This window comes from Mesorhizobium sp. M7A.F.Ca.US.002.01.1.1 (genome assembly GCF_004022955.1).
GTDB classification, from domain to species: domain Bacteria; phylum Pseudomonadota; class Alphaproteobacteria; order Rhizobiales; family Rhizobiaceae; genus Mesorhizobium; species Mesorhizobium ciceri.
Map to the genome: position 1 here is coordinate 1 of NZ_RZQE01000431.1, position 5105 is coordinate 5105.

Here is a 5105-nt window from a genome sequence, read left to right on the forward strand (position 1 = left end):
GGCTGATCGCTTTCCGCTTCCTGCAGGGGCTTGGCGCCAGCGCCGGCATGGCCGTTCCGCGCGCCATCGTGCGCGACCTGCATACCGGCAATGAGGCTGCCAAGCTGATGTCCTTGCTGATGCTGGTATTTTCGGTGTCGCCGATCCTGGCGCCGCTGACCGGCAGCGTGATCATCGAGAATTTCGGCTGGCGTGCCGTGTTCTGGACGGTGACGGGCGCGGCTCTGCTGGCCACCATCCTTCTGGCGACCTCGCTCAAGGAGACGCGGCCGGTGGAAGATCGCGCCGGGTCCTCCTTCGGCACCGCGCTGTCGGCCTACCGCTTCCTGATGGGCGACCGTAACTTCCTCGGCCTGACGGCGATTGCCGGCTTCGGCATTGCCAGCTTCTTCGTCTATCTGTCGAGCTCGTCGTTCATCCTGATCGACCATTACGGCCTGTCGCCTTCGGTCTACAGCGTGTTCTTCTCGATCAACGCGGTCGCCTTCATCGGCATGTCGCAGATGACGGGGCTGCTGGCCGAGCGCTTCGGCCTGCGACGCGTGGTGCGCGTCGCGGTGACCGGCTATGCCACGACGATGGTGGTGCTGTTCGCGGTGATGGCGACGGGCATCGACCGGCTCGACGTGATGGCGGCGCTGCTGTTCGTCGGCTACGGCTTCCTTGGTCTGGTCATTCCGACCACGTCGGTGCTGGCCATGGAAGAGCATGGCGAGATTGCCGGCACGGCGTCAGCGCTGATGGGCACGCTGCATTTCGCCATCGGCGCACTGGCCATGGGTGTTGCCGGCGTGTTCTTCGACGGTACGCCGCTGCCGATGGTGGCCGGCATCACGCTCTGCGCGGTGATTTCCTTCACGCTGGCCAAGGTCACGCTCGGCCGCTCTCGCGAGGCCGTCGAGGCGCCGGCCGAGTAGTAGACTTTCGATGAGAACGAAGGGGCCGGCTCATGCCGGCCTCTTTGCCATTGGGCGCGGACAGTTCCGTCCGAAAGGCGTTGACGACGCCCGGTTTCGGCTGTAGCAGCGATGGTCATGATGATCGCAACGGCTCTCGTGGTGGTAGGAAAGCGCATGGGCAGGATGGTGTAACCATCCGGCGATAGCCACCCATGCGCGGTAAACAGGCTCCTGACGGGGCCTTTTTTTATGCCCGAAATCCGGGCGATGCCCCGTCAATCATCCTCATCACGCAATACACCACGGATCAGAACCATGACGGGCGAGAACCCTATTCAAACCGCGAGCAAGCGCATGACAGGCGCGGAGATCGTTCTCCACGCACTCAGAGACAATGGCGTAGAGCATGTCTTCGGCTATCCTGGCGCCGCCTTGCTGCCGATCTACGACGAGATATTCCAACAGGATGACATCAAGCATATCCTCGTGCGCCATGAGCAAGGTGCGGGCCATGCCGCCGAAGGCTATGCACGGTCTACGGGCAAGGTCGGCGTCATGCTCGTCACATCCGGTCCAGGCACGACAAATGCGGTAACGCCACTGCAGGATGCGCTTATGGATTCGGTGCCGATCGTCTGCCTGACAGGACAGGTGCCGACAACGCTGATCGGCTCCGATGCCTTTCAGGAATGCGACACGGTCGGTATTACGTGGCCCTGCACCAAGCACAATTCGTTGGTCAAGGACGTCAACGAACTGGCGTCAACGATCCACAGGGCTTTTCACATCGCCAAGTCCGGACGACCGGGACCTGTCCTCGTCGACATGCCAAAGGACGTCCTGTTTGCCACCGGCGTGTACACGCCGCCCTCGGATGCTGCTGCACTGAAGAGCTGTCGGCCGACGGTGGAGAGCGACATCAACGAGATCGGCAAGGCGATAGAGTTGATGGCCAATGCCCGTCGTCCAGTCATTTATACCGGCGGTGGCATCGTCAATTCCGGCATGGAGGCATCGAGACTGCTGCGGGAGCTTGTCGAACTGACTGATTTCCCGATCACTTCGACCCTCATGGGGCTTGGCGCATATCCGGCATCCGGCAAGAACTGGCTGAAAATGGTCGGCCTGCACGGATCGTACGAGGCGAACATGGCCATGCATGAGTGCGACGTTATGCTCTGCATCGGCGCCCGCTTTGACGATCGCGTGACTTCGCGCGTGGAGGCTTTTTCACCGAGCTCAAGGAAGATCCATGTCGATATCGATCCCTCCTCGATCAACAAGACCGTCCGTGCCGACGTCGGCATCCAGGGCGATGCCGGCAAGGTGGTGGACAGCCTGGTTCGCTCATGGCGTGCGCTGCCGCAAAACCCTGACAGAAGGCGCCTCGACGAATGGTGGAAAAAGATCGCGCGCTGGCGCGGGCGCAACTCCTTCTCTTACGAGATGAGCAACGAGGTGATCATGCCGCAATATGCGGTCGAGCGTCTCTACGCGCTGACGAAGGATCGCGACACCTACATTACGACCGAAGTTGGCCAGCATCAGATGTGGGCGGCCCAGTTCTACGGTTTCGAAAAGCCGCGTCGCTGGATGACGTCGGGCGGCCTTGGTACGATGGGCTATGGCTTGCCGGCGGCATTGGGCGTGCAGATCGCGCACCCGGAAAGCCTCGTCATCGATATTGCCGGCGACGCATCTGTCCAGATGACGATGAAAGAGATGTCGGCGGCGGTTCAGTACAATGCGCCTATCAAGATATTCATCTTGAACAACTCTTACATGGGCATGGTTCGCCAGTGGCAGCAAATGCTTCACGGAAACCGGCTTGCGCATTCCTATTCCGAAACTTTGCCCGATTTCGTCAAACTGGCTGAAGCGTTCGGTGCGGTCGGCATACGTTGTGAGAAGCCGGCCGACCTCGATGACGCGATTCAGGAAATGATCGATGTAAACCGGCCGGTGCTCTTCGACTGCCGTGTTGCCGAACTCGCCAATTGCCTTCCGATGATCCGGACGGGCAGAGCCCATAATGAGATGCTCTTGCCCGGCGAGACCTTCGCCAGTGCAACCGATGAGATCGGCCAGGGACTGGTATAGACCCCAGAGCGGGATGCATTCGAATTGAATCGTGCATCCCGCTCGATTGCGTCCGACTTCAAGGCTACAGCCCGGTTTGCGCCAGCACGAAGCGCAGCCGCGCCTCGACGGGGGCCAGCGGCAACGGAACCATCTCATAGCCCAGTTCCGTGTAGACGCCGACCAGCGCATGGTGGGTGCGCTCGGCCTCGTCGAGCGTCTGCTTGCGCTCTTTGTCCTGCGCGAAGATCTCCGGCCAAAGCGGGGCGACGAAGACGCGCCGATGATAGCGGAAGCGCTCTGCGGCAGCGTGGGCGTGTTCGGGTATCGGCAGGCCGCTCAGCCTGAGATAGCCGAGCGTGTCCGGAACGCCGCGATCGAAAAAAACAGGACGCCCGGTCTGTTCTTGCGCAATTTGATACGAGCGCATCTCCCATGACAGCATCAACTCGGCGTACAGGGCGCGATCGTGCCAAGGCAAAGCGGGTCCGCCAATGGCGGACTGGTCGCGGATAATGCCGCGGCCGGCTTCCACCGAGGCGGCAAAGCCTGCGTGGCGCAGGGCTTCGATCAGGGTGGTCTTGCCGGATCCGGGACCGCCGGTCAGCACGAAGAATCGATCGGAATCGTTTTGCATGTTTTGTCCATGGCGAGGGAGCACGCGGCAGGGCGCGTTCGCGGCGGAACTGCCGTCGCGCATGCTGGATATCGGAGGAGGGGAGAAGTGGAGGTTTCTGTTGCCAGGTACCTCCGAACCCCGCCTAGAAGTGCGAACCTCTAGGGCTTGATTTGAAGCTATCGCACCGCTTACGCGGCGAGACGTGCTTCCGCATAGTTGTCATTTGCAACTACAGGTTTAGCCCGATGACGGTGGTACCATGCCGGGCAAAAGTACGATCTTTACACCTTCGTCGATCCTATTTCGCCCCCAGCAAAAACCGCTCTGTCGTCAACAGCGGCTTTTGGTGGAGGCGCCGGGTACCGCCCCCGGGTCCGAACGGCTTATTTCATCGCCCATTTATCGCCATAGTCGGTCAAGCCGACAAACCGAATATAGGGGGCGATCGCAGGAAATGAAAGGCCGCAATGGCACTTTGTCCCCGTGTCAAAACCGCAAGTCCGAAGGGTTGACTTGAGCGCGGTCTCAACCGAAGCTTTGCCACGGTGAGGAGTTATCGACATAGCGCACAAGTTGCAGCAGCGCCACAGCCCTCATCGATCGGATCCGTGGCGCCGACGAGGGGAATTTTGATGGCCGACTATCTTGCAGACGTGAAGAAATACGATGCCTCGGCGAGTGCCGACGTGGTCGACAAAATCGTGAAGCATCTTGGCATTGCGCTTCGGAACCGCGATTCCTCGCTGGTGTCTTGCACCGATCCGAAGGAACTGGAGCGCGTCAAGGCTGGCTGGGTTGCCAAGAAGCTCGGCATATCGGACGACAGCAAGGCCGACGCTTCGATCGAGAAGGTCTGCAAGGCGATGGCCGCCGACAATACCAAGAACCGGGTTACCTTCTACTACCTGGTTGCCAAGGACCTGGGTAAGCTCGGCTCCCTCTGACGGCCGCGCTTCAATTCGCCGGGCTGGCGCGGTCCATGCGCCAGCCGGTGATGTTGTTGGGGACTGACTGGCTTCGGGCATGGCTTGCGCGCTGCTTTGTGGTGTTCGATCGCCCGTCTGTCAGTTATGATGGCTGGACAACCGAATCGAGCCGGAACCGATGCGCCAGTATCTCGACCTCCTGCAGCACGTGCTGGACAACGGCGCCGACCGCGGCGACCGCACCGGCACCGGAACGCGCTCCGTCTTCGGCTACCAGATGCGTTTCGACCTGGCGCGCGGCTTTCCCGTCACCACAACCAAGAAGCTGCATCTCAAGTCGATCATCCATGAGCTTCTGTGGTTCCTGGCCGGCGACACCAACATCAAATATCTCACCGACCATGGCGTCTCGATCTGGGACGAATGGGCCGACGAGAATGGCGATCTCGGCCCGGTCTACGGCAAGCAGTGGCGTTCCTGGCCGGACGGCCATGGCGGCTCGATCGACCAGATCGCGAATCTTCTCAAGGAGATACGCAGAAATCCTCAATCGCGGCGGCTGATTGTTTCGGCATGGAACCC

Annotated in this window: 5 protein-coding genes and 1 other RNA gene; 4 read left to right on the forward strand and 2 right to left on the reverse strand. The window is 60.7% G+C overall.

The features are described from left to right. Nucleotides 1–917 (forward strand): MFS transporter (locus tag EN932_RS28705; protein ID WP_128369250.1); only part of this gene is annotated, 917 nt, incomplete at its 5' end. Nucleotides 918–1214: 297 nt separating this feature from the next. Next, on the forward strand, nucleotides 1215–2999 hold the full coding sequence (locus EN932_RS28710; RefSeq protein ID WP_127369524.1) for an acetolactate synthase 3 large subunit: 1785 nt from the start codon (nucleotides 1215–1217) through the stop codon (nucleotides 2997–2999). A gap of 64 nt (nucleotides 3000–3063) precedes the next feature. Here the strand turns inward: EN932_RS28710 and EN932_RS28715 are convergent, their stop codons facing one another. Together EN932_RS28715 and ssrA are read right to left on the reverse strand one after the other, a co-directional pair. Beyond that, entirely contained in the window at nucleotides 3064–3615 is a 552-nt protein-coding gene (locus tag EN932_RS28715; RefSeq protein ID WP_206519228.1) for an AAA family ATPase, read from the reverse strand. An 86-nt stretch (nucleotides 3616–3701) separates the two neighbouring features. Next, nucleotides 3702–4061: a transfer-messenger RNA gene (gene ssrA / locus EN932_RS28720) on the reverse strand. Between the two features lie 168 nt (nucleotides 4062–4229). On the opposite strand from ssrA, the gene EN932_RS28725 reads away from it, so the two are divergent. Then, nucleotides 4230–4541, forward strand: coding sequence for a DUF2853 family protein (locus tag EN932_RS28725; protein WP_013531020.1), 312 nt, complete (start codon nucleotides 4230–4232; stop codon nucleotides 4539–4541). A gap of 160 nt (nucleotides 4542–4701) precedes the next feature. Beyond that, nucleotides 4702–5105, forward strand: a 404-nt coding sequence (gene thyA / locus EN932_RS28730) for a thymidylate synthase (protein WP_128369251.1), incomplete at its 3' end; no start/stop codon positions are given.